Source organism: Sphingobium sp. UBA5915 (genome assembly GCF_002431195.1).
Classification (GTDB): domain Bacteria; phylum Pseudomonadota; class Alphaproteobacteria; order Sphingomonadales; family Sphingomonadaceae; genus Sphingobium; species Sphingobium soli.
The window spans coordinates 29,819-52,214 of sequence record NZ_DJDV01000056.1 but is presented as its reverse complement, the minus strand read 5'-3'; the positions used below and the strand labels follow the sequence as shown (position 1 = coordinate 52,214).

22 protein-coding genes and 1 pseudogene are annotated in these 22,396 nt (G+C 64.6%); 7 read left to right on the top strand and 16 right to left on the bottom strand.

The genetic code is table 11. The features are described 5' to 3' along the window. Positions 1 to 2: 2 nt before the first annotated feature. The 6 genes from B2V90_RS09070 to B2V90_RS09045 form a co-directional block, all read right to left on the bottom strand. Positions 3 to 818, bottom strand: a complete 816-nt coding sequence (locus tag B2V90_RS09070; protein ID WP_228220855.1) for a nucleotidyltransferase family protein — start codon at positions 816 to 818, stop codon at positions 3 to 5. Next, a complete protein-coding gene (locus B2V90_RS09065) occupies positions 818 to 1,849 on the bottom strand; it encodes a phosphoribosylglycinamide synthetase (protein WP_228220854.1) in 1,032 nt (343 codons plus the stop codon). The genes B2V90_RS09070 and B2V90_RS09065 overlap by 1 nt, the downstream gene beginning before the upstream one ends. A 115-nt stretch (positions 1,850 to 1,964) precedes the next feature. Beyond that, complete coding sequence (locus B2V90_RS09060; protein WP_228220853.1) at positions 1,965 to 3,593, bottom strand: NAD(P)/FAD-dependent oxidoreductase; 1,629 nt, start codon at positions 3,591 to 3,593, stop codon at positions 1,965 to 1,967. Positions 3,594 to 3,629: 36 nt separating this feature from the next. Continuing rightward, positions 3,630 to 4,916, bottom strand: coding sequence for a PepSY-associated TM helix domain-containing protein (locus B2V90_RS09055; protein WP_228220852.1), 1,287 nt, complete (start codon positions 4,914 to 4,916; stop codon positions 3,630 to 3,632). Next, the gene (locus B2V90_RS09050; RefSeq protein WP_228220893.1) at positions 4,916 to 6,955 is read right to left on the bottom strand and encodes a TonB-dependent receptor family protein; all 2,040 of its coding nucleotides are present in this window, start codon (positions 6,953 to 6,955) and stop codon (positions 4,916 to 4,918) included. The genes B2V90_RS09055 and B2V90_RS09050 overlap by 1 nt, the downstream gene beginning before the upstream one ends. 100 nt (positions 6,956 to 7,055) lie before the next feature. Continuing rightward, a complete protein-coding gene (locus tag B2V90_RS09045) occupies positions 7,056 to 7,466 on the bottom strand; it encodes a DUF2946 family protein (protein WP_009822238.1) in 411 nt (136 codons plus the stop codon). A 121-nt stretch (positions 7,467 to 7,587) separates the two neighbouring features. Between B2V90_RS09045 and B2V90_RS09040 the strand changes: the two genes are divergently transcribed. Together B2V90_RS09040 and B2V90_RS09035 are read left to right on the top strand one after the other, a co-directional pair. Beyond that, entirely contained in the window at positions 7,588 to 7,998 is a 411-nt protein-coding gene (locus tag B2V90_RS09040) for a MerR family transcriptional regulator (protein ID WP_009822239.1), read from the top strand. A gap of 38 nt (positions 7,999 to 8,036) precedes the next feature. Then, complete coding sequence (locus tag B2V90_RS09035) at positions 8,037 to 9,839, top strand: acyl-CoA dehydrogenase C-terminal domain-containing protein (protein ID WP_228220851.1); 1,803 nt, start codon at positions 8,037 to 8,039, stop codon at positions 9,837 to 9,839. A gap of 66 nt (positions 9,840 to 9,905) precedes the next feature. Here B2V90_RS09035 and B2V90_RS09030 read toward each other — a convergent pair whose 3' ends face one another. From B2V90_RS09030 to B2V90_RS09020, 3 genes are all read right to left on the bottom strand, one after another. Next, the gene (locus B2V90_RS09030; RefSeq protein WP_009822241.1) at positions 9,906 to 10,055 is read right to left on the bottom strand and encodes a hypothetical protein; all 150 of its coding nucleotides are present in this window, start codon (positions 10,053 to 10,055) and stop codon (positions 9,906 to 9,908) included. 155 nt (positions 10,056 to 10,210) lie between these two features. Beyond that, positions 10,211 to 10,714: a 2'-5' RNA ligase family protein gene (locus B2V90_RS09025; RefSeq protein ID WP_293920935.1), complete on the bottom strand. Its 504-nt coding sequence runs from the start codon at positions 10,712 to 10,714 to the stop codon at positions 10,211 to 10,213. Between the two features lie 8 nt (positions 10,715 to 10,722). After that, positions 10,723 to 11,262, bottom strand: coding sequence for a peroxiredoxin (locus tag B2V90_RS09020; protein ID WP_009822243.1), 540 nt, complete (start codon positions 11,260 to 11,262; stop codon positions 10,723 to 10,725). Positions 11,263 to 11,372: 110 nt separating this feature from the next. Between B2V90_RS09020 and B2V90_RS09015 the strand changes: the two genes are divergently transcribed. Then, entirely contained in the window at positions 11,373 to 11,795 is a 423-nt protein-coding gene (locus B2V90_RS09015; protein WP_228220850.1) for a sugar transporter, read from the top strand. Between the two features lie 23 nt (positions 11,796 to 11,818). Here the strand turns inward: B2V90_RS09015 and mltG are convergent, their stop codons facing one another. The 4 genes from mltG to B2V90_RS08995 all read right to left on the bottom strand — a co-directional run bounded on the left by mltG (position 11,819) and on the right by B2V90_RS08995 (position 15,226). Then, complete coding sequence (gene mltG, locus B2V90_RS09010; RefSeq protein ID WP_228220849.1) at positions 11,819 to 12,817, bottom strand: endolytic transglycosylase MltG; 999 nt, start codon at positions 12,815 to 12,817, stop codon at positions 11,819 to 11,821. Between the two features lie 56 nt (positions 12,818 to 12,873). Further along, on the bottom strand, positions 12,874 to 14,133 hold the full coding sequence (gene fabF / locus B2V90_RS09005) for a beta-ketoacyl-ACP synthase II (protein ID WP_037542930.1): 1,260 nt from the start codon (positions 14,131 to 14,133) through the stop codon (positions 12,874 to 12,876). A gap of 177 nt (positions 14,134 to 14,310) precedes the next feature. Then, positions 14,311 to 14,544: an acyl carrier protein gene (locus B2V90_RS09000; protein ID WP_007689016.1), complete on the bottom strand. Its 234-nt coding sequence runs from the start codon at positions 14,542 to 14,544 to the stop codon at positions 14,311 to 14,313. A 205-nt stretch (positions 14,545 to 14,749) separates the two neighbouring features. Next, the gene (locus tag B2V90_RS08995) at positions 14,750 to 15,226 is read right to left on the bottom strand and encodes a hypothetical protein (protein WP_228220848.1); all 477 of its coding nucleotides are present in this window, start codon (positions 15,224 to 15,226) and stop codon (positions 14,750 to 14,752) included. A 119-nt stretch (positions 15,227 to 15,345) separates the two neighbouring features. On the opposite strand from B2V90_RS08995, the gene B2V90_RS08990 reads away from it, so the two are divergent. The 3 genes from B2V90_RS08990 to ahpF all read left to right on the top strand — a co-directional run bounded on the left by B2V90_RS08990 (position 15,346) and on the right by ahpF (position 18,441). Then, positions 15,346 to 16,002 (top strand): TetR family transcriptional regulator C-terminal domain-containing protein, encoded by a 657-nt coding sequence (locus B2V90_RS08990; RefSeq protein WP_228220847.1) that lies wholly within the window; start codon positions 15,346 to 15,348, stop codon positions 16,000 to 16,002. 107 nt (positions 16,003 to 16,109) lie between these two features. Next, positions 16,110 to 16,673, top strand: coding sequence for an alkyl hydroperoxide reductase subunit C (ahpC, locus tag B2V90_RS08985; protein ID WP_021226356.1), 564 nt, complete (start codon positions 16,110 to 16,112; stop codon positions 16,671 to 16,673). A 184-nt stretch (positions 16,674 to 16,857) separates the two neighbouring features. Further along, positions 16,858 to 18,441 carry an alkyl hydroperoxide reductase subunit F gene (gene ahpF / locus B2V90_RS08980; protein WP_228220846.1) on the top strand — a complete coding sequence of 528 codons (1,584 nt, stop codon included), beginning with the start codon at positions 16,858 to 16,860 and terminating at the stop codon, positions 18,439 to 18,441. Between the two features lie 59 nt (positions 18,442 to 18,500). Here ahpF and B2V90_RS08975 read toward each other — a convergent pair whose 3' ends face one another. Further along, complete coding sequence (locus tag B2V90_RS08975; RefSeq protein WP_293920946.1) at positions 18,501 to 18,968, bottom strand: cupin domain-containing protein; 468 nt, start codon at positions 18,966 to 18,968, stop codon at positions 18,501 to 18,503. A 71-nt stretch (positions 18,969 to 19,039) separates the two neighbouring features. On the opposite strand from B2V90_RS08975, the pseudogene B2V90_RS08970 reads away from it, so the two are divergent. Next, positions 19,040 to 20,341, top strand: a pseudogene (locus B2V90_RS08970) (amino acid permease); the annotation flags it as partial. Between the two features lie 113 nt (positions 20,342 to 20,454). On the opposite strand, the gene dnaJ reads toward B2V90_RS08970, so the two are convergent. Both dnaJ and B2V90_RS08960 read right to left on the bottom strand, forming a co-directional pair. Further along, a complete protein-coding gene (gene dnaJ / locus B2V90_RS08965; protein WP_009822255.1) occupies positions 20,455 to 21,591 on the bottom strand; it encodes a molecular chaperone DnaJ in 1,137 nt (378 codons plus the stop codon). Positions 21,592 to 21,651: 60 nt separating this feature from the next. Next, a partial coding sequence (locus B2V90_RS08960) for an Hsp70 family protein (RefSeq protein WP_293920915.1) occupies positions 21,652 to 22,396 on the bottom strand: 745 nt, incomplete at its 5' end.

The window sequence follows — 22,396 nt, the reverse complement described above, 5'->3', positions numbered from 1 at the left end:
GGCTATTCCGCCGCTTGCGTGATGACGGCGCGTCGCTCCAGCAATTGCGTGGCGACGCCATGCGACCGCGCATTGTCAACGTCGATCGCCACCGCGCCATCCGACAGGATCACCGGCGCGATCGTCATGCGGAAGCGGCGCGAAAAGCGAGCGAACGTGTCCGCCAGCGTGCCGATGCCAAAGCGGAAGCGGATGAGATTCAGCAATCCGAAGGCGCCGATGATGCGCGCGGGATGCTTTACGAACTGACCGCCGCTGCGGAATGTTTCGGCCGCCGCCAGCGCATTGGCGTTCTTCAGCCAATAGGTGTTGCAATTGGAATAGCTGTCGTCCGCGAAGCGGTAGAATTTGCGCTGCCCTTGCGGATGGGCGGCCAAAACGAAATCGCGGCGGGTGAAGGCGACGGCGGCATCCGCACCCTGCGCTTTGCAGCCTTCCATCATTTCCGCCACCGAATCCGGCGTCAGCAGGACATTGTCGGCCGTGGTGGTGAGCAGCGGGAAAGTCGCTCCCTGCGCCCCCGCCAGCACCGAATCGACCAGATTGGGCTGCGCCGCGACGGGCATCAGCCGACGGGTCGCGATCAACCCGCGCAGCTGCGGCAAATCCTGGAGAACCGCAGGCTCCTCTATCGCGACGCGGATCTGGCCGATCCGCTCGCTCGCCGCGAGCGCATCGATCACATGCACCAGCATGGGCTGCCCCGCCACCGGGACCAGGCATTTATGCGTGACGCCCGCCGCCTGTGCCAGCGGATCGGTCGCGCCGTCGCGCTTGCCCGCGAGCACCAGCGCCGTCGCCTTGCCGTCCGTCGGCATCAGGCCGCGACCTTGAGCGGCGCTTCGGTCAGCAAACCCTGCCGTTCCAGGCTGTGGCCGATGATGGTTTCGACCAGCATCGCATGATCGACGCCGATCGAGCGGGCCGACCGGGATATGGTCTTCTTCGACCACAGGTTGCAGGACAGATTGACTTCCATGAACTGAACCGCGCCAGTCACGGGATCATAGCGGAATTCGAACCGGCCATAGTCGAACGGCCAGAGGTCCGGGAGCAGCCGGCGGGTCATATCCTCCAGCTGCGTCAGCAGCGCGCGATCCTCGACCAGCACCAGCGGATCGTCGCCCGCGTCGATCAGGCCGCGCTTTTCTTCATGACTGCGCGCGCGATGCGGATCGGCCGGCACATACATCATCGGCGGCAATATCCAGGGCTGGCCGCCGCTGCCGCCCACGACCGGGACCGCGATGTCGAGCAGGGGCGCCCAGGCTTCGACCAGGACGTCATGGCCTTCCCCATGCAGATAGTCGATTTGCGTCCGTGCTTCGGTCCAGCTGTCGACCATGGCCAACCCCCAGGACGCCGACGACGCATTGGGCTTCACCACCAGCCGCTCCGCGTGAAAAGCGGGCTCAGCGGGCAGGCCGCCACGGCGGAATATCTGCGCCGGCATGGTCGGCACGCCATGGGCGCTGGCGATCATCTTGCTGAGATATTTGTCGTCCGACACACCGCGCAGGATCGGGCTTGCCCCCAGATGCGGCATGTCGCGCCAACTGAGCAACAGCGGTGCCATCATCTCGCTATTCTGGAAGCCGCCCCGGTTCAACAGGGTGACGACGAAATCCACATCCGGCCGGTCGAACAGCGATTCATAACTGTCAGCGACCCGGATATTGAGGCCTATCGCCTCCAGCGTCGTGCGCATTTCATGATGATAGACGGCATGGTTGCCATCCACCGCATCGGGCGTGCCGGACGCGCGTGCATGCTTGGCAAGGAAGAGGATGCGCAGTCGCGCCTTGTCGGCAGGCGAAATACGCACGCAGCGATCGATATGCGTTACCATGGCCGATCCCTAGCCTGTCCGCATGACGTCGGCTTGACGCGCCCATGACAACCACGCGTCGATGGCACGACACCGGCATGAACAATTTATGCCAGGGAAATGTCAGGCTGTTGGTTCACTGCGCTGCGCGCACCATTGCCAGCGCCGCTGCTTCGGCGACCTTGATGCCGTCGATGGCGGCGGACAGGATGCCGCCGGCATAGCCCGCACCTTCGCCTGCCGGATAGAGGCCCGCGACATTGAGGCTCTGAAAATCCTTGCCGCGCGTGATGCGCACGGGCGACGATGTGCGGGTTTCCACCCCCGTCATGACCGCATCGCCATGGTCATAGCCCGCCAGTTGCCGGCCAAAGACCGGCAGAGCCTCGCGGAAGGCGTCGATGACGAAGGGCGGCAGGCAGGATGCGAGATCCGTTGGCGTGACGCCAGGCTTGTAGGATGGCTCCACCGAACCCAGCGACGTGGATGGCCGCCCGGCCAGGAAATCGCCGACCGTCTGCCCCGGCGCCCAATAGCTGGACCCACCCGCCAGAAAGGCTTGGCTTTCCCAATGACGCTGAAAATCGATGCCGGCCAGCGGCCCACCAGGATAATCGCGTTGCGGGTCGATGCCGACGACCAGGCCTGAATTGGCGTTGAATTCGGCGCGGCTATATTGGCTCATGCCGTTGGTGACGACGCGCCCTTCCTCCGACGTCGCGGCGACGACCCGGCCGCCCGGGCACATGCAGAAGCTGTAGACCGTGCGGCCATTGCCGCAATGATGCGCCAGGCTGTATGCCGCCGCGCCCAGGTCAGGGTGGCCCGCGCATTGGCCGTAGCGGGCGCGGTCGATCCAGCTTTGCGGATGTTCGATGCGCACGCCGATGGAAAAGGGCTTGGCCTCCATATGGACGCGCTGCCGGTGCAGCATTTCGAATGTCGGGCGCGCGCTGTGGCCCACCGCCAGGACGACATGATCGGTTTCGATCGCGCTGCCGTCATGCAGCACCAGTCCGCGCAGCTTCTGCGCACCGTCGCCGTCCGGTTCCAGCAGCAGGTCATCGACCCGCGTCTGCCAGCGATATTCGCCGCCCAGTCCTTCGATCTGGCGGCGCATGGATTCGACCATCGAGACGAGCCGGAATGTGCCGATATGGGGATGCGCTTCCCATAATATGTCGTCGGGCGCACCGGCGGCGACAAATTCCTCCAGCACCTTGCGGCCCAGAAAACGCGGGTCCTTGACCCGGCAATAGAGTTTGCCGTCGGAAAAAGTGCCGGCCCCGCCTTCCCCGAACTGGACGTTGGAATCCGGGTCGAGTTCGCCGCGACGCCACAGGCCCCACGTATCCTTCGTGCGCTCGCGCACCACCTTGCCGCGATCCAGGATGATCGGCCGGAAGCCCATCTGCGCAAGGATAAGGCCGGCAAACAGCCCGCATGGCCCCGCGCCGATCACTACAGGCCGTTTGCCACTCCAGCCATCGGGTCGATGCGCGACGAAATGATAGCGCGTGTCGGGCGTCGGCCGCACATCATGATCGTTGGCGAAACGCGCCAGCACGGCGGCTTCGTTCTCCACATCGATGTCGAGCGTATAGACCAGCTGGATCGCATTGCGACGGCGCGCGTCATTGCCGCGCCGGACCAGATTATGACCGCGCAACTCCTGCGGCTGAATGTTCAGGCGCGCACAGATGGCGGCGGGCATCGCCTCGGCCGGATGGTCGAGGGGCAGTTTCAGGCCGGACAGTCGGATCATGGGGCAGCCCTTAATCGCTCCCGGCCTGAAAGAAAACTAGGCGCGGGAAAGCCGCCCCGCCAGCCATTCCCCGGCGAGCGCGGCCAGCATCGACAGGCCGGTCAGGGGAAAGAGCGCGCCCAGTGCGATCATCACGCCTGCTACCGTCCGGCGCGCGACCGGGCTTGCCGGCGGCGGCGCGGCTAGCCGCCCGTCTTGCCGCCGCTTCCACCACAGGACAGGCGCGGTCAGACACAGCAGCAGGAGGCACAGGCATCCCGCCAGCATCAGCAGACGGTTGCCCGCCCCATATTGCTGGCCCTGATGCGTGGCGATGCCCCATTCGACCGTCTTTGCGCCCTTGCCGAACTGCCGCCAGTCCATGTCCTGCACCACTGTACCGGTCGCAGCGTCGATGGCGATGGCGCGCGCGTCGTCGGCGCGGACCGTGATCGCCGACACCAGATAGGGCGCGCCCGGAGTGGCCGGCAGGAACAGCTGATAGCCCTGCGCAAGCCCCCGCCGGGCTGCGATCTGTGTCACGGCGCCGACGCCGATATCGCGATGCCCCTGCCCCATCGGCGCATCCTGCTCCCGCAGCGTCCAGGGCAACGCATGTTTCGCCGCGTGCGACCAGGGATTGACCTTCATTGGCGGCCGCCCCGCTTTGTTGGCGGCGATCACCGCGCGCAGCCCTCCGCCCCAGACATCGGTCCAGGGCATGCCGGTGATGGCGAGGAACAGGATGACGAGCGCCGACGCAAAGCCCAGCGTCCCGTGCAGGTCGCGCCAGAACAGACGCCCCTTTGCGGTCCCGCGGAGCGCCAGCGCGGGCTGGCCGCGTCGGGGCCAGCGCAGATACAGCCCCGTGACGCACAGGATGATCGCCCAGCCGGCGACCACTTCGACCAACCGGTTGCCGACGGGACCGGTCATCGTCAGGCTGTGGAGCGACTTGACCGTCTCCATCACGCCGCCATCGCGCATCTGCCCCAGGATACGCCCATCACGGGGATCGACGAAGTAGGTCGTCGTGCCGCCCTGTTCAGACGGCGTCACCACCCGCCAGCTTTCGCTGTTGCTGGCGGGGCGCATGACCTGGGTTGCTGTCGCACCGGCGCGGGCTTGCGCTGCGGCCACTATGCGCGACGCGGGTAAGGATGCGCCACCGCCCGGCTGCGTCAGCCGGACCGGATAGGCCAGCGCCTCGAGCTCGGGCTTGTAGAGATAGAGCGCGCCCGTAGCCGCCATCAGCGCCAGCACCGGCAGCACGATGAGGCCGGCATAGAAATGCCAGCGCCACATGGCGCGGTAAAATCCGCCGCCGCGCACGTCCTCGCCCATCAGAAGCGCGCCCGCACGCCGGCGTAGAAAGCGCGGCGCTCGATGGGATAGAAGGCGGCGCTGCCTTCATTGGCGGGGGTCGCGGGGTCATCCGCCACATAGCGCACCAGCGCGCTGATATCGCCGATCGCCCGCTCCTTTGTCAGGTTGCGCGCATCGACGAACAGGGTGACGCCGTCCCGCACTTGCGCCTGCGCGGTGAGGTTCAGCATCGCATAGCTCTCCACCCGCTTGCTGTTGGCATAATCCACCCATGCCCCCTGCGGCAGCCATTCGACCGCCGGGCTGACCGACAGCCGATCCGTCCCCAAGGTCAGCTCCGCGCGGTAGAAATGGCGTGGGATGACCGGCAGGCGATTGTCGCCGAACTGGATGTCGTCGCGGAACCGGAAGTCGCTATATTGATAGACCTGCCGCAGCCGCACCCAGGGGCTAAGCGTCAGGTCCAGCCCGGCCTCGATCCCCTGATGCCGCGTGCGGTCCGCATTGAAGGTCGCGGCCGGAATAAGGCCGGGAACGACGCTATATTGCAGCATCTCACCCTTTATGTCCGCGCGATAGACGCTGACGTCCCACGTCGCGATGCCCGCCCGGCCGCGCGTGCCGATTTCGGCGGTCCATGCCTTTTGCAGCCCGACCGGCGTAAAGCCGGGCGCGCCGCCCGCGGGCGCCTGGCTCAATTCGCCAAAGCCGGGCATTTCCACCGATCGGCTGTAATTGGCGTAGACCTGCATCCTATCCGATGGTTCGTAGAGCAGGCCGATCTTGGGCGCGAAACTGTCGAAATCGGCCTGACCGCTGCGTGCGGGGGCCATCCGATTATCGATCTTGCGCTCGCCATGGCTGTAGATGCCCCCGGCCACCAGCCACAGGGCGGGCAGCGGGGCTATGCGCGCTTCGGCATAGCTGTTGATCGTCTGCGCCTTCTGCACCGCATCGGCGGTCGGGGCGCCCGACTTTCCATTCAGATTGACGAATTGCCGCGCGACGGTGCGGCCAAACCGCGCCTGGCTTCCCAGCGTCAACGCGACGGGCATGCCGCCAATGTCCCCGGTCAAGTCCACGCTACCAAAGACTCCGCGATCCTCCGATTTCTGGTCGATCACCTGATAGATCGGATGAAACAGCTGTTTGGCATTGAAATAGACGCCAAAGGCGACGGTAGCATCGTCCAGTGCGATGGTCGTGCGGTTCTGCAACCGGATCGAATCGATGTCCCGCGCCTGATCGCCAAAGACATTGCCCTTGGACGGATTGGCGATGGCGTCGGTCTCATTGAGCGCGCCCGCCAGTTTCTGCCGGATCGTCTGCGCGCTTGCGTAAAAACGGGTCTCCACCCGCTCGCTGATTTTGAGACCGACATTGCCGTTGAAGCGCAACGCCTTGCGGTCGCCATGGACGCGGTCGCTGTCGGACCGGTCGGCGGTGATCGCCATAAATGCATCGCCATGATCATCGGCATAACCAAAGGCCATCTTGCCGCGCAGCGTGTCGAAACTGCCGCCATCTATGCGCAGTTCGACGCCCGGCGCACTGCGGCCGGTCGGCGTCACGGCATTGATCGCACCACCCAGCGTCGATCCACCCAGCCGCAGCGCATTGCCGCCCCGATACACCTCCAGATGCTGGAAGACCTGCGGGTCCAGTTCCTGGAAATCGCCATTGTCGTCGGCGGCGTTGATGGGAATGCCATCCTGCAACAGGGTCAGGCCGCGCATGTGATAGCCGCGCGACAGGCCTGATCCGCGAATGGAGATGCGCACTTCCTGCCCGAAGCGGGGCTGGGTGTAGACGCCGGGCGAGAAGCTGAGCGCGTCGCGCAGCGACACGGCGAGCTTGTCGTCAAACTCTTGCGCCGACACGACATCGACGCCGCCGGGGGTCCGCTGCACGCGGGCGGCGGCTTCCTCGACAATCGGGCTGGCGGTGACGATGATCGCGCTTTGGTCGGCGCTGTCCTCGGCAAGAACCGGATGGGCGGACAGCATAAGGACGAGGGCGCACAGCGGCAGGCCGCGCGCGACACTATGAGAAAACATGGATGGATCTTTCTGAAACAGGCCGACGTCTTCGTCACCACGCGGCGCCGAATCGGTCATTCATCCCGACGCGCGGGGCGTGCGGGCATTGCAGTCTTTTTCAGAAAGCGGCGGGTGGCCCCAATGAGGGCGGCGGCGGCGCGGCCAGCCGGGCGATGAGGCCGGTCTTGAGCGCAAAGGCGATCGGGCCGAAGGCGAGTTTCCACGCCGGCAAGGGCAGATCGGCCAGCGCCAGCGGCGGCACGACCGGCTGGACCGACGCGGCGAAGGGGCAATGCTGTTGGCCGCCCATGCCATCATCCGGGCGATGATCGCCATCCATGGGTGAGCCGCCGCGATCGACCACGACATTGACGGCCCCCTGACCGGTGCAGAGCGTTACCACCACGCCATGGGCGGTGCGTACCGGCATGAAACCGGTCGGCGCGATCAGGTGAATTGCCAGGACGAGCAGCGCCAGCGCGGCCAGCACACCGCGCGCACCTCTGCTCTGTCTGATCGCCCCCGTCATGACGCTGGCCCTAGCGGCTTGGCCGTGGCGTGTCACTGGGGCAAAAGGCCCATGCGGAGATATGCAGGACAGGCATAGCACTCACCTTGACGTAAACGTAAAGCGGGATTACATCATCGCCATGGATAATCGCAGCAGCATCGCCGGGATCGAACTGCCCGATCATAGCGAACGGGAACGCTACAGCATCACCGACCTGTCGGAAGAATTTGGCGTCACCGCGCGCGCTCTGCGCTTTTACGAAGACGAAGGGCTGATTTCGCCTGAACGCCAGGGCCTGACCCGCATCTATTCGCGGCGCGACCGGGCGCGACTGGCGTGGATCCTGCGCGGCAAGCGCGTGGGTTTCAGCCTGACCGAAATCCGCGAGATGATCGACCTCTACGACGCTGATGAGGAACATGAGGCGCAGCGGCGCGTCACTGTGGACAAATGCCGCGCGCGAATCGACCTGCTGACCCGGCAGAAGGACGATATCGATGCGGCCATTGCCGAACTGGCGGCTTTCGTCGCCACTATCGAACAGAAATAGACCCCCTACCCCGCATAAGAGAATTTCAGGAGACGATCATGCCAAGCTACGCCGCCCCCATTCGCGACACCCGCTTCGTACTGGATCATGTCGTGGGGCTTGACCGCTACGCCAATCTGCCCAGCTTCGCCGCCGCTTCGCCCGACCTGGTGGAAGCAATCCTGACCGAAGGCGGCAAGGTCGCGGCCGAAATCCTGTTCCCGTTGAACGCTTCGGGCGACAAGGAAGGCTGCACGCGCAATAGCGACGGCAGCGTCACGACGCCCGCCGGCTTCAAGGACGCCTATGACCAATATGTCGCAGGCGGCTGGACGACGTTGCACGCGCCGGAGGAATTTGGCGGACAGGGCCTGCCCATGGTCGTGGCGACTGCGCTCGGCGAATATATGACGTCGGCCAACCAAGCGTTCGAAATGTATTTCGGCCTCACCACCGGGGCGATTTCCGCGCTGCTCGCCAAGGGCAGCAGCGAACAGCAGCATCGCTACATCCCAAAAATGGTGTCGGGCGAATGGACCGGCACGATGAACCTGACGGAACCGCATTGCGGCACTGACCTTGGCCTCATCAAGACCAAGGCCGTGCCGCAGGGCGATGGCAGCTACGCCATCACCGGCACCAAAATCTTCATTTCGGCGGGCGAGCATGACCTGGCCGACAACATCATCCACCTCGTCCTCGCCAAGACGCCCGACGCGCCCGAAGGCAGCAAGGGCATTTCGCTCTTCGTCGTGCCAAAGATCATGGTGGGTGACGACGGCGCGCTGGGTGATCGCAACGCCGTTTCCTGCGGGTCGATCGAGCACAAGATGGGCATTCACGGCAATGCGACCTGCGTCATGAACTATGACGGCGCGACCGGATGGATGGTCGGCGAGGAGAATAAGGGCCTGGCCGCCATGTTCATCATGATGAACGCCGCGCGCCTGGGCGTCGGCCTCCAGGGCTTGGGCCAGGCGGAAGTCGCGTTCCAGAATGCGGTGCATTATGCGCAGGACCGTCGACAGGGTCGCGCGCTCACCGGCCCCAAGGAGCCGGAGGAAAAGGCCGACACGCTGTTCGTCCATCCCGACGTGCGCCGCATGTTGATGGAGGCCAAGGCGCTGACCGAAGGGTTGCGCGCGCTGACCCTGTGGACCGCCGTGCAGGTGGACCTGTCGCACTACGCCGAAACCGAGGAAGAGCGGCAGGCGGCCGATGACCTGCTCCAGCTGCTGACCCCGGTGGTCAAGGGCTATGGCACCGACAAGGGCTTCGACGTCGCGGTGTCGGCGCAGCAGGTGTTCGGCGGCCATGGCTACATCTGGGAAAATGGCGTGGAGCAATATGTGCGCGACGCCCGCATCGCCCAGATTTACGAAGGCACCAACGGCATTCAGGCGATGGACCTGGTGGGCCGCAAGCTGCCCATGCATGGCGGGCGCGCCTTGCAGGCGTTCCTGAAGCTGGTGAATGAGGAAGTCGCCGCCGCCAAGTCCGACGAATCGATCGCCCCGATCGCGGAGGCGCTAGAAAAGGCGAGCGGCCAGCTGGGCGCGGCGACCATGTGGCTGATGCAGAACGCCATGAAGAACCCGGATAATGCGGGCGCCGGCGCGCATCATTATATGCACATATTGGGCATCGTCGCGACGGGCCTGATGTGGCTGCGCATGGCGAAGGCGGCCAGCGCGCAGATCGCGGCAAGCGAAGGCGATGCGGGCTTCCTGGAGGCCAAGCTGGTAACGGCCCGCTTCTTTGCCGAACGGATCATGCCCGACGCAGGCGCACTGCGGCGCAAGATCGAGGGCGGCGCGGATACGCTGATGGCGCTCGACCCGGCGCAGTTCCTGGCCGCCTGACGCTAGGCGACCGGACAGTCATTCAAGCGAAGGGCGGCCCATTTGGCCGCCCTTTTGCGTATCGGGTCAGGCCGCGAGCGGCAGCGGCGTGTCCAGCACGACCGGGCTGGCTTCCTGCTCGACCGGCGCTGCGGCGGGGGTCAGGCCAGCAATATAGCGTTCGGCGGTGACGACGTCGCGGCGATAGGCGAAATAGAGTGCGATAAGCGAAAACATGGCAGACCCTCTGAATGGTTTTGCTGCGTTGCAGCATCCCAGCCTATGTGGGCGAACAGCCCCTACTTCGCAAATGCAAGGATTTCGAACGCGATTGCAGGAAAGTCACCTGCCGCTCTTCGCCGGCGCAATCGGCCGGTCGACGCCCCTTGCCCTTACCCCCGGAACATCGCCTTCATCGCCATTTCCCACGGCCCGCCGCGATAGTGCCAGGCGGCCAGCCCGGCGATGACCAGGGGGCGTGGGCGAAAGTCGGCGCGCAGCTTATCTGCCAGCGCCTTCGCCGCGTCCGGCGTCACCTTGTTCTGGATCGTGATATGCAGCCGCGGCTTCGCCTGATCCTGCGGCGTCAGCATCCCGGCAAAGGCGTCGGCCAGTTCCGCGCGCATCGCCAGCAACTCGGGGCTTTCGACACGATAGGCAACCCCGCGCCCCAACAGCATGACGTCGGTCAGGCGCGCGGCGGGCCGCGGTCCGGCGCCCAGGCGTTTCAATCGCCCCGCAACCTCCTCCAGGGCAGAGGGCGGCAGATGATGAAACAAGGTGATATGCGCGCCAAGCCAATTGCGCTCCGGCGGGAAATGCGCGCGGCGCAGACCATCGGCCCAGGCGAAGTCCGCCGCCCCCATCAACGCCGTGACGATGATGGGGGCCGGCACGCCATCCGTCATGCGCGTGGATTGTCCGCCAGCCAAGCCAGCACCGGCTCCGGGCTGGTCTCGCCATAGGGATCGTCATCCTCGCCCGCATCGTTGATGCCCGGCTCCTCGAACCAGGCGACGATCCTGCCGTCATCGACGACCATCGCGTAGCGCCAGCTGCGCTCGCCAAAGCCCAGATGATCCTTCTTCACCAGCATCCCCATGCGGCGCGTGAAATCGCCCGATCCGTCGGGCAACAGCTTGACCGACTTGATGCCCAGCTGCTTACCCCACTGGTACATGACGAAGGCGTCGTTGACCGACACGCAATAGACATCGTCCGCGCCCGCCGCCCTCAGCGCCGCGCTCGATTGTTCGAAGGCCGGGCATTGTTCCGTCGAGCAGGTCGGCGTGAACGCTCCGGGCAGCGAAAAGACGACGGACCGCTTTCCCGCGAACAGATCGCCCGTGCTGACCTCCTGCCAGCGAAAGGGATTTGGCCCTTCGACGCTGTCATCGCGGACCCGGGTCTTGAGTGTGACGTCAGGGATGGATCGACCCAGCATAAGAGCATTCTCCTTTAAGGCCGGACTGCTATCGCCACGGCTGTTTTCGGTATATATTCGGGCGCGAACCGGCCGCAAGCGATGCCGGTCAAGTGGGGGTAACACGCATCATGTCCACATCCCGTTCCCTGACAATCGTCGGCATCATCCTCTTGCTCTGGAACCTGATGGGGGTGATGGCCTTCGTCATGCAATATGGCATGGACCTGACCGACCTTGCCCGGACCGATCCCGTCACCGCCCGCGCCTTCGCCGCCATGCCCGCATGGTTGTGGATCGTCTATGGCGTGGCGGTCGCGGCCGGCACGGCGGGCGCGGTGGCGCTACTGATGCGCCGGACCATCTCCGTCCCGCTATTCCTCGTCTCGCTGATCGCGGTCCTGGTGCAGTTCGGCCATACGCTCGGCATGACCGACCTGATCGCGCAAAAGGGCCTGATGGTCGCGGCCGGCTTTCCCGCGGTCGTCATCCTGATTGCGATCGTGCAACTCGCCTATGCGCGCTCCATGGCGACGAAGGGCGCGCTGCGCTGACCCGTCGGCATGCGCCAATGGGCCTAGAGTTCGCCGCGCGCGCGGCGAATTTCGAACCATTTGCGGACATTCTCATTATGCTGCTGCAAGCTGTCGGCAAAGATATGCCCGCCCTTCCCGTCCGCCACGAAATACAGCGCCTTGGTCTGCGCCGGGTGCAGCACCGCCACGATCGACAGGCGACCGGGATTGGCGATCGGCCCCTTGGGCAGGCCGGTCATGGCATAGGTATTATAGTCGTTCACCGCCGCGATTTCCGACTTGCGGATTCGCCGCCCCAGCGGCTTGCCGCGCGTGATCGGATAGATGATCGTGGGATCGGCCTGGAGCATCATGCCCGCGCGCAGGCGGTTGGCATAGACGCCCGCGACCATCGGCCGTTCCTTGGCGACGGCGGTTTCCTTCTCGACGATGCTGGCAAGGATGATCGCCTCGCGCGGGGTGTTCACCACCAGATCGGGCGCGCGCTCTGCCCATAGCTTGGCGAGCAGCTTCGTCATCGCGTCCTGCATGCGTTTGAGCACAGCGGCACGCGGCTCGCCCTTGTCGAAGGCATAGCTGTCGGGCAGCACGCTGCCTTCCTCGGGCACCTGGATGTCCCCGGTCAGCTGGTCGTTCGCCATCAGCCGCTCATACACCAGGATCGAGGGCATGCCTTCGGGAATGGTGACAAGCCGGGTCAGCGTCTTCCCGCCCTGCAGGATCGCTAATATGTCCTTGTTGCTGGCCTGTGCCGGGATGACGAACTCGCCCGCCTTGATCGGCGTCGATCCGCCAAAGACCTTGGCGCGGGTCAGGAAGGCATCGGCCGATCGCACCGCGCCCGCCTGCTTCAACAGCACGGCCGCATCGGACAGGGTCGCGCCTTCGGGCACGGTGATGCTGACTTCCCTGGCCGCCGGCCCGTCCTCGCTCCAACCGGCGACGAAGCGGAAAGCGATGAACGCCGCCACCGCAAGGCCAATTAGCAGGATGCCGCAGCCGATGCGGCGGGTGGGGCTCGGGCGGGATCGTCTTGCCATGGGTTTCAGTCCGTCCCGCACTTAAAGCATCCTCCCCTTGCCGGGGAGGATAAGCCTTAGACCGCCTTCATGATCAGCGACGCATTGGTGCCGCCAAAGCCGAAGCTGTTGTTCAGCACCGCGCGCACCTTGCGCTCCTTGGCGACGTGCGGGACCAGGTCGACACCCTTGCAGCTTTCGCTGGGTTCATCGAGGTTCAGCGTCGGCGGCACGATCTGGTCGCGCATGGCGAGGATGCAGAAAATGCTCTCCACCGCGCCCGCGCCACCCAGCAGGTGGCCGATCGCCGACTTGGTCGACGACATCGACATGGACGACAGATGGTCGCCGAACAACCGCTTGACCGCCCCCAGCTCCAGCTCGTCGCCCAGCGGCGTCGATGTGCCATGCGCGTTCACATAGTCGATATCTTCCAGCGACAACCCCGATTTCCGGAGCGCCATTTCCATCGAGCGATAGCCGCCGCTGCCTTCGGGATGCGGGGCGGTGACATGATAGGCGTCGCCCGACAGGCCATAGCCGATCACTTCGGCGTAGATATGCGCGCCGCGTGCCTTGGCCCGCTCATATTCCTCCAGCACGACGACGCCTGCGCCCTCGCCCATGACGAAGCCGTCGCGGTTGACGTCATAGGGGCGGCTGGCCTTTTCGGGCGTGTCGTTAAAGTTGGTCGACAGCGCGCGCGCCTGGGCGAAGCCGGCAATGCCGATCGGGCAGATCGCGCTTTCCGCGCCGCCCGCCAGCATCACGTCGGCGTCGTCCATCGCGATCATACGCGCGGCGTCGCCGATCGAGTGGGCGCCGGTCGAACAGGCGGTGACGACCGCGTGGTTCGGCCCCATCAGGCCATATTTGATCGAAACCTGGCCGGAGATGAGGTTGATGAGGCGACCGTGAACGAAATGCGGCGATACACGGCTTGGCCCCTTGTTGGCCAGCACCAGCGATTCGCTTTCGATACCCGGCAGCCCGCCGATGCCCGACCCGATCGAGCAGCCAGCGCGCAGCCGCTCTTCTTCGGTCATATTGTCCAGGCCCGCGTCGCGCAGCGCTTCGCTGGCCGCCGAAATGCCAAAGACGATGAAGGGATCGACCTGGCGCTGGATCTTGTGATCGACGTCCAGCGACGCGTCATAGCCATATTCGTGATCGGCCGGCTTCACTTCGCAGGCGATGCGGCACTTATAATCGGTCGCGTCGAAGCGCGTGATCGTGGCCGCGCCCGATTTCGACGCGATGATGTTTTTCCAGCTGGTTTCGACATTCCCGCCCAGCGGGCTCACCATGCCAAGGCCGGTTACGACGACACGACGCATATCCTAGCTCCGAAAATTCATGGACCTTATGCCGCCCATGTAGCTACTGAAAGCGCGCTTGTGAACGGCGCGCCAGATATGAAAAGGCTCCCCACGCCTCGGAAATCCGGACAGGAGGAGCCGTTTCTCGTTCGTCAGCGCGGCCCTTCCCTCTCAGGATCGGGCCGGGCGGACAAATTACTGCTTGCTGTCGATATAATCGATCGCATCCTTGACGGTGGCGATCTTCTCGGCAGCGTCGTCGGGGATTTCGACGCCGAATTCTTCTTCGAACGCCATCACCAGCTCGACGATGTCAAGGCTGTCTGCGCCCAGATCGTCGATGAAGCTGGCATCCTCGGTCACCTTTTCGGCTTCTACGCCCAGATGCTCGACGACGATTTTCTTTACGCGATCCGCGGTCTCACTCATGAGAGGTCCTTCTTGACAAATATCGTTGGTGGTCTGTGAACAACCGTTAAGGCAATGCCCTAGAGCCAAGCCCCGATAGAGGCAAGAGGCAAGGCCGCCAAGCCCCTTCGTTGCGATGCGATGGCAGTCGGGCACGGCCAGGCGTGAATATGGCCTGACGCAGCATGGCTTCGGCCTTCCTCCCTCACCTGCATGCCGACCCGCATCAGCGGCAATAGCCTTCCTGCCCAGCGACGACGATCAGGCAGTTTTCCTTGTCCGCCAGCCATTTAAAACCCGTTTCCGCGCCCGTTCCCGGCCGGATCATCAAATCCTTGCCGTCGCGCTCGAAGCGGATCATGGCCCCGTCCGCGACGCCGTCATAGTTACCCTGCCGATCAAGCGTATCCTTGTTGGCGATGGCATAATGGCCCGGCTTGCCGTCGGGCGATGGCTGAATGTCGAGGAACAGTCCCTCCGGCCCGGTCCAGCGCCCCACCCAATCGTCCGTCGCCATCCGATCCGTCGGCGCAGGCGCGGCGCCCACCGCGTCCGGTTCGGCCACATTCTCAATAGTCGGGACGGGCGCAGCGGCCTGGTTGCTGCCGTTCGCGCTGTCCGGATCAGCCCCGCCGGAACATCCGCTCGCCAGCAACATCAGCGCCGCGCCGGCAAGGCCTTGCGGCATGGAGGAAAAGCGCATGATCATCTCCTTGTCTTGACCCGCCTTGTCGAACCCGTGCCCCGGCCGGGCGATCCTCCGTCCACCGCTTGCCAGGGGGCGTCGGGCGGGTCCAAAGGGGAATATGGGAAGGAGACGGCATGGCGCAACCGGCAGGACCAAGAGCAAGAGCGCGCTTCGTGCGCGAAACGCCCGACGTGCGGCGTCAGGCGTTGATCGACGCTACCGCCCGCTGCCTCGCGGAAAAGGGCATTGGCGGCACGTCCGTCCGTGCGATCTGCGCCAGGGCCGGCGTGTCGTCCGGCCTGCTCACCCATTATTTTCCGGGCGTCGATGCACTGATTCTTGCCACCTATGTCGATGTGGGCGCCAGGGTTTCGGCAGCGCTCGATGCCGCGATCGCGTCGGCGGGCAATGATCCGCGCGATCGGCTCCGCGCCTGCCTGCTGGCCAATCTGCGCCCGCCGGTATTGGACCCGGACCTGCTCGCCACATGGATCGCCTTCTGGAGCCTGGTCACGTCTGATCCCGCCATCGCCGCTGTTCATGCCGACGTCTATGGCGGGACGCGCCATCAGTTGGAGACACTATTGGGCGAAGCCGCGCCCCAACTTTCGCAGGCGCAAAAGCGGATCGCCGCCATCAGCCTCACCGCACTGGTGGACGGCCTATGGTTGGAATTGTGCCTCGACCGGTCCAGCTTTACAGCGGAAGAGGCGCAGGCGATGGCAGAATCCGCGATGATGCAATGGCTTGGCGCAAATGACGAACAAGTCGATAAGTCAGGCGCGCTCTGATCGCTTTTCTCACTCAAGCCGTTCAAGAAAACCAATTTCCCTTATGGGGGCCCCATCCCTACATGGAGTTCGCAACTGCAACACATTTTGCGAGGTAATCAGCGCCCATGGCTCTCATCAACACCCCCCTGCAGCCCTTCAAGGCCACCGCTTACAAGGACGGCAAGTTCGTCGATGTGACCGACGCCGATGTGAAGGGCAAGTGGGCCGTATTCTTCTTCTATCCCGCCGATTTCACCTTCGTCTGCCCCACCGAGCTGGAAGATCTGGCTGACATCTACCCGACGCTCCAGGGCATGGACGTTGAGGTCTATTCGGTTTCGACCGACACGCATTTCTGCCATAAGGCTTGGCACGACACGTCGCCGGCGATCGGCAAGATCAACTATTACATGCTCGGCGACCAGAACCACCAGCTGTCGAATCAGTTCGGCGTGCTGCGCGAAGGCGTCGGCCTGGCGGATCGCGGCACCTTCGTGCTTGATCCCGAAGGCGTGATCCAGCTCGTAGAAATCACGCCCGAAGGCGTGGGCCGCAACGCCGCTGAACTGCTGCGCAAGGTCAAGGCGCTCCAATATTGGGCCGCGCATCCGGGCGAAGTCTGCCCCGCCAAGTGGGAAGAAGGCGCCGAAACGCTCGCGCCCTCGCTTGACCTCGTCGGAAAGATCTAAGGCGCGCCAGGCGTCTGCGTAAAGACCGCCGGCTTCCCGTTTGCGGGAACCCGGCGGGGCCTTCGCACGATATTCCACAAGATGTTTTTGCCGGGGTCTTTGGGTCGCACCATCCCCGCAACGGGCCGCCGCATTCCCTCTCCCCAAGCGGCGGCCCGCCTTCTTTCAACGGAGCCAGACAGATATGTTGGACGCAAATCTCAAGGGACAGCTGAAAAGCTATCTGGCGAACATCACCCAGCCGATCGAGCTGGTGGCGTCGCTGGATGAAGGCGCGAAGTCCCGTGAACTCAAGGAATTGCTGGACGAAATTGCCGAGCTGTCGGAAAATGTTTCCGTCGCTACCGGCAATGCCCAGCGCAAGCCCAGCTTCATGATCCGCCGTGTCGGCACGGACATTGGCGTGACCTTTGCGGGCATCCCGATGGGGCATGAATTCACCTCTCTGGTGCTCGCCCTGCTCCAGGTCGGCGGCCATCCGTCAAAGGCGGCGCAGGACCTGATCGAGCAGGTGAAGGGCCTCGACGGCGATTATGCCTTTGAAACCTATTTCTCGCTCTCCTGCCAGAATTGCCCGGACGTAGTGCAGGCGCTCAACCTGATGAGCGTGCTCAACCCGCGCATCAGCCACGTCGCGATCGACGGCGGCCTGTTCAAGGAAGAGGTCGACGCGCGCAAGATCATGGCCGTGCCCACCATTTTCCTCAACGGCGAACCCTTCGGTCAGGGCCGCATGGAACTGGAGCAGATCGTGGCCAAGATCGACAGCGGCGCAGAAGCGCGCGCAGCCGAAAAGATCAAGCGCCAGGACCCGTTCGAGGTGCTGGTTGTCGGCGGCGGCCCCGCCGGCGCTGCGGCCGCCATCTATGCGGCGCGCAAGGGCATCCGCACCGGCGTCGCGGCCGAACGCTTTGGCGGCCAGGTGCTCGACACCATGGATATCGAGAATTTCATCTCGGTCAGCCGTACCGAAGGCCCCAAGCTCGCCTCCGCGCTGGAAGCCCATGTGAAGGATTATGACGTCGAGGTCATGAACCTGCAAAAGGCGGCGAAGCTGATCCCGGCCAGGACCGAAGGCGGCTATCATGAGGTCGTGCTGGAAAATGGTGCGTCGCTCAAAGGCCGCACCGTCATCCTGTCGACCGGCGCGCGCTGGCGCCAGATGGGCGTGCCTGGCGAGGACGAGTATCGCAACAAGGGCGTCGCCTATTGCCCGCACTGCGACGGGCCGCTCTTCAAGGGCAAGCGCGTGGCTGTGATCGGCGGCGGAAACAGCGGCGTCGAGGCGGCGATCGACCTCGCCGGAATCGTCGCCCATGTGACGCTGATCGAATATGACAGCCAGCTACGCGCCGACGCTGTGCTCCAGCGCAAGCTCGCCAGCCTGCCCAATGTGAAGATCATCACATCGGCCATGACCACGCAGGTCATCGGCAATGGCGAAAAGGTGACGGGCCTGTCCTACAAGGATCGCAACCATGGCACCGAACATGATGTCGAACTGGAGGGCATTTTCGTCCAGATCGGCCTTGTCCCCAACACCGAATGGCTGAAGGACGCGATCGCTTTGTCCCCGCGCGGCGAAATCGAGATCGACGTGCGCGGTGAAACCAGCCAGCCCGGCATCTTCGCGGCCGGGGACTGCACGACCGTGCCCTACAAGCAGATCGTCATCGCGATGGGCGCGGGGTCGACCGCAGGCCTGTCCGCCTTCGATTATCTCATTCGCCTGCCGGCGACCGAAGAGGTCGAGGCGCAAGCGGCGTAACGGCACAACCCGAGCGGGGTTGCACGGCGGCCGGTCCAGCGATGGGCCGGCCGTTTTTGCTAGTCCGGCACCGCGTCGGAGGACGCCGCGAGCGGCGCATCCACCCGGTCGCCATGGCTTTTGGGAGCGGAAACGACCAATATCGCAACCGCCGCGTCCTCTTCATTGCGCGCCTGATGGGGCACGCCGGGCGCGATCTCCACGCCCTGGCCCTTGGTCAGCCGATACACCCGTCCATCCATCTCCATCGTCAGCGCGCCATCCAGAACATAGAAAAACTGACGCGCGGCACGATGATAATGGCGCACCTCAGCCGCGCCGGGCGCCAACCGTTCCTCGATGACCGACAGGTCCGGCCGTTGCACCAGATGCCATCCATCATTGATGCCGCCCCAGATATAATGGTCGGCCTCCGTTTTGGAGATCGCGCCGGAAATGGGCGAAACGGCGGCGGCCCCGGCGAGGCCGAGCAGAACAAGAGCGAACGTCATGCCGGGGAAAACGGATTGATGCAGCCCGTCCTCCATGTCCACGATCAGGCGCCGGGATGGCGCACCTGTCTGGCATTCCTCATGCCGCCGCACTAAAGGCGAGCGCCATGCAGCCCGCCCCCCTTTCCCCGCCCGACGCCGCATCGTCATCGCGCGCCTCCTCCCGCACGCTTGGCCTTGCCGCCTGCATCGCGCTGGTGATGGGCAATATGATCGGGTCGGGCGTGTTCCTGCTGCCGGCCAGCCTTGCTCCTTTCGGCTGGGACGCGATGGCGGGCTGGATATTCACCATCGCCGGGTCGCTGGTGCTGGCCTTCGTCATCGCGCGGCTGACCGTCGCCATGCCGGATGCCAGCCCGTCGCAGATGATCGCCCGCGCGTTCGGCCCGCTGGCCGGTTTCGCGATCGGGTGGACCTACTGGATTTCCCTCATCATCACCAATGTCACCATCGCGGTCGCCGCCACCGCGAATGTGAGCAGCCTGCTGCCGGTGCTGGCGCGGCCGGGCCTTGGCGCGCTCTGTTCGATCGGATTTCTGTGGCTGATGACCGGCATCAATCTGGCCGGCGCACGGGCGGCCGGCGTGGCGCAGATCTGGACCACGGCGATCAAGCTCATCCCGATCATCGTCGTCCTGATCCTGCTGCTGCTGATAGTGGGCAGCGGCCGGGCAGAGGTTGCGCCCTTCCCGCCTCAGGGCCTGACCGGCGCGGGCATCACCGCGTCGGCCGCGCTGACGCTCTGGGCGCTGCTCGGCTTTGAATCGGCCAGCGTTGCGGCCGACAAGGTGCGCGACCCCGCGCGCACCATCCCGCGCGCGACGTTGATCGGCACGGCAGCGACCGGGCTGATCTACCTGATCGTCTGTTCCGGCATCGCGCTGACATTGCCGGCGGCGCAGACGCAGACCGGCTCCCCCTTCGGCGCGTTCGTCAGCCATTATTGGTCGCCGGGTCCGGCCAGCCTTGTGGCGATGTTCGTTGTGGTCAGTTGCCTGGGCGCGCTCAACGGCTGGACGTTGCTTCAGGGGGAAGTCCCACTGGCCATGGCGCGCGGTGGCGAATTGCCCCGCTGGCTTGCCGTCACCGACGCGCGCGGCACGCCGCGCCGCGCCCTCATCCTGTCCACCATCCTCGCCAGCCTGATGCTGGTCGCCAACAGCCTGCAAGGGCTGGTCGCGCTGTTCACCATGATGGCGCTGCTCGCGACATCGGCGACGCTGTGGCTCTATGTCGGCTTCGCGCTCGCCAGCCTGCGGTTCCGGCTCGTGATGCCGGCTGCGATCATCGGCCTGGGCTATGCGCTCTGGACCTTATGGGGTGCAGGCGTCGTCGCCAGCGGATCGAGCATCCTGCTGATGCTCGCGGGCCTGCCCATCTATGCCTGGGCGCGGCGGGAACGGAAGGCTTTGTACCCCCCCCGTTCAGTTCGAGCAGCCATCGAGCGCAGCCAAGACGGCGTATCGAGAACAATTTCTCAACACGCTCGAACCGAACGGGGGTGGCGAACTGGGGCGGGGAATCAATCCCCCCACATTTCCTTGAGCTTGGAGAAAAATCCCGTCGATTGCGGGCATTCTTCGCCCGTTTCCGTTTCGCGGAAGGCTTCGAGCAATTCGCGCTGCTTGGCGGTCAGCTTCGTCGGCGTCTCGACGTCCACCTGGATGACCAGATCGCCAAGGCCGCGACCATTGAGCACCGGCATGCCCGCGCCGCGCTGGCGAATCTGTTTGCCCGACTGAATGCCGACCGGGATCTTGATCTCGTGCCGACTGCCGTCCAGCCCCGGCACTTCAATTGTCCCGCCCAAGGCAGCGGTCGTGAAGCTGACCGGCGCGCGGCAGAACAAAGTCGTGCCGTCGCGTTCGAAGATCGCATGGCGCTTCACATGCAGGAAAATATAGAGGTCGCCGGCCGGTGCGCCCCGCGCGCCCGCTTCGCCCTCGCCCGACAGGCGGATACGCGTGCCTTCATCCACGCCGGCAGGGATGGAAACCGACAGCGACTTGGGTTTGTCGACACGGCCCTCACCCCGGCACGACCGGCACGGGCTTTCGATCACCTGCCCTGCGCCATGGCAGGACGGACAGGTACGCTCGACCACGAAGAAGCCCTGCTGCGCGCGCACCTGGCCATGTCCATGGCAGGTTGCGCAGGTCTTGACCCCGGTGCCCGGTTGCGCGCCCGACCCGTCGCAGGTTTCGCAGGCGGCCGACACTTCGATCTGAATGTCGGTCTGCTTGCCATGATAGGCTTCGTCGAGGCTGATCTCCATGTCGTAGCGCAGGTCCGCGCCGCGCCGCTGCTGCTGGCGTCCGCCACCCGCGCCGCCAAAGCCGGCCTGGCCGAAGATCGTCTCGAAAATATCGCCAAGGTCGGAAAAACCGCCCGCCTGCCCACGGAACCCGCCGCCGCCTCCGCCGTTCTGAGCATTGGTATAGGCGGCATGGCCATAGCGGTCATAGGCCGCCCGCTTCTGGGGGTCTTTCAGGCACTCATAGGCTTCCGACACGGCCTTAAACTTGGCTTCGCTGTCGGTGCATCCCCCGGTACGATCCGGGTGATATTTCATCGCGAGCTTGCGATACGCGCTCTTGATGGTCGCGCCGTCTGCGGTGCGCTCGACCTCGAGCAGCGAATAATAGTCCGTTTCAGTCATATCATTCCCGGCTGCACCCACCGCCGCGTGTCACGCGCGCGGCGGGGACAGTCTAACGGCTTACGCCTTGTTGTCGTCCACTTCGGAGAATTCGGCGTCGACGACATCATCGTCCGCCTTGGGCGCGTCGGCCTCCGGCGAAGCAGCCGCAGCCTGTTCCTTCTCGTAAATGGCCTGGCCCAGCTTCATGGCAACCGTGGCGAGTTCCTGTGCCTTGGTCTTCATAGCTTCCGCGTCGCCGCTCTCGATCGCGGACTTGGTCGCGGCGATGGCGGTCTCGATCTCGCCCTTCAGGCTTGCATCGACCTTGTCACCATGCTCGGCCAGCTGCGCCTCGGTCGTGTGGACCAGGCTCTCGGCGTTGTTCTTGGCTTCGGCCGCTTCACGACGCTTCTTGTCCTCTTCAGCGAAGCGCTCGGCATCCTTGACCATCTGGTCGATGTCGGAGTCCGAAAGACCACCCGAGGCCTGAATGCGGATCTGCTGTTCCTTGCCGGTGCCCTTGTCCTTGGCGGACACATTGACCAGGCCGTTGGCGTCAATGTCGAAAGTGACTTCGATCTGCGGCACACCACGCGGCGCAGGCGGAATGCCGACCAGGTCGAACTGGCCCAGCAGCTTGTTGTCCGCCGCCATTTCACGCTCGCCCTGGAACACGCGGATCGTCACGGCCTGCTGATTATCGTCAGCGGTCGAATAGGTCTGCGACTTCTTGGCGGGGATCGTGGTGTTGCGGTCGATCATGCGGGTGAACACGCCACCCAGCGTCTCGATGCCAAGGCTGAGCGGCGTCACGTCGAGCAGC